Genomic DNA, 1,413 nt, shown 5'->3' on the forward strand with positions numbered 1-1,413 from the left:
CGTGCGCCCCGCCCCGGTGGCAGCCCCCGCCCCCGTCCTCACCCCCGCGCCACCACCTCCGTCTCCGCGGTCAGCGGCAGGTCGCCCGCCGAGCGTCCGGCGAGGACCCGGCAGGGGCCCTCCTCCGTGAGCCAGGCGTGTTCCGTCACCGACCAGTGCCGCAGCGCCCGTGCCGGGACCCGTACCGTCGCCGTCGCCGTCTCCCCCAGGCCGGCGTGGACCGCCGCGTACCCGGCGAGCCACCGTTCGGGGTGGTCGACGACGGCCTCCGGACGGGCGAGGTAGACCTGGACGACCTCCCGGCCCTCCCTCGCCCCGGTGTTGCGTACCCGCACCCGGACCGTCAGGTCCTCCCCGGCCCGTGTCACCGGGGGCACGGTCAGCTCCTCGTACGTCCACGTGGTGTAGCCGAGTCCGTGGCCGAACCAGTAGGCGGGGGTGCGGTGTTCGCGCAGCCAGCCGCGGTAGCCGACGTGCAGGCCCTCGTCGTAGGCGAGGCGGCCGCCGGTCGGGCGGGTGCGGGTGACGGGGGCGTCGGTGAGGGTGGCCGGCCAGGTGGTGGGCAGCCGGCCGCCCGGCTCGGCGCGTCCGAAGAGCACGTCGGCCAGCCCGCCGCCGCCCTCCTGGCCGGGGAACCAGGCGAGCAGGACCGCGCCCGCGGCGTCCCGCCAGGGCATCTCGACCGGTCCCCCGCTGTTGACCACGGCGACCGTGCGGGGGTTGGCGGCGGCGACGGCGCGGACCAGCGCGTCCTGGGTGCGTCCGAGCGCCAGGTCCGTCCGGTCGTAGCCCTCCGACTCGCCGTGCTCGGTGGTGCCGACGACCACGATCGCCGCGTCCGCGGAACGGGCCGCACGGGCGGCCTCGGCCAGGGCGGAGGCGACGTCCGGGGCCGGCGGCGCGGCGCTGACGACGGTGGCCCGGCCGGTGCCGGGCGCCAGTTCGCGGCGTGCGACGAGCAAGGCGTCCTGGCCCACGGCGAGTTCGGCGCCGACGTACTGGGCGGGCGGGTTGACGTGGACGACCGCCGGGTCGTCGGTGGCCGGTGGGAAGTCGTCGTCCAGCAGGGCCCGTCCGTCGAGGCTGAGGCTCATCCGGCCGAAGCCGGCGACGCCGAGGGTCCAGCGACCCGCGGTGCGGGGGCGCAGCCGGGCGCTGATCTCGACGGTGTGCGCGCCCGGCACCAGCCGGGGTTCGAGCAGCCGCCCGCCGCCGCGCCGCTCCGCGTACAGTTCGGCGCCGGTGGCGTCCAGCATGCGCAGCAGCACGCCGGGACGGCCGGAGCGCGGGTCGGTGCAGGCGGCGGCGTCCAGTGGGGGCGGCGGTCCGTCGGGGCGGGGGCCGGGGGCGTGGACGACGCGGGCCCGGCCGCGCAGTGCGGCCCGGACGCCGTCCAGCACGGACACCTCGTCC

General features: G+C 78.5%; 1 protein-coding gene. It reads right to left on the minus strand.

Features of this window, described 5'->3' with window-relative positions; all coding sequences use genetic code 11:
• Positions 1–38: 38 nt before the first annotated feature.
• A partial coding sequence (locus GTW67_RS03105) for a glycoside hydrolase family 3 C-terminal domain-containing protein (RefSeq protein WP_202436760.1) occupies positions 39–1,413 on the minus strand: 1,375 nt, incomplete at its 5' end.

The sequence above is a fragment of the Streptomyces sp. SID5910 genome, from assembly GCF_009862125.1.
Taxonomy (GTDB): Bacteria; Actinomycetota; Actinomycetes; order Streptomycetales; family Streptomycetaceae; genus Streptomyces.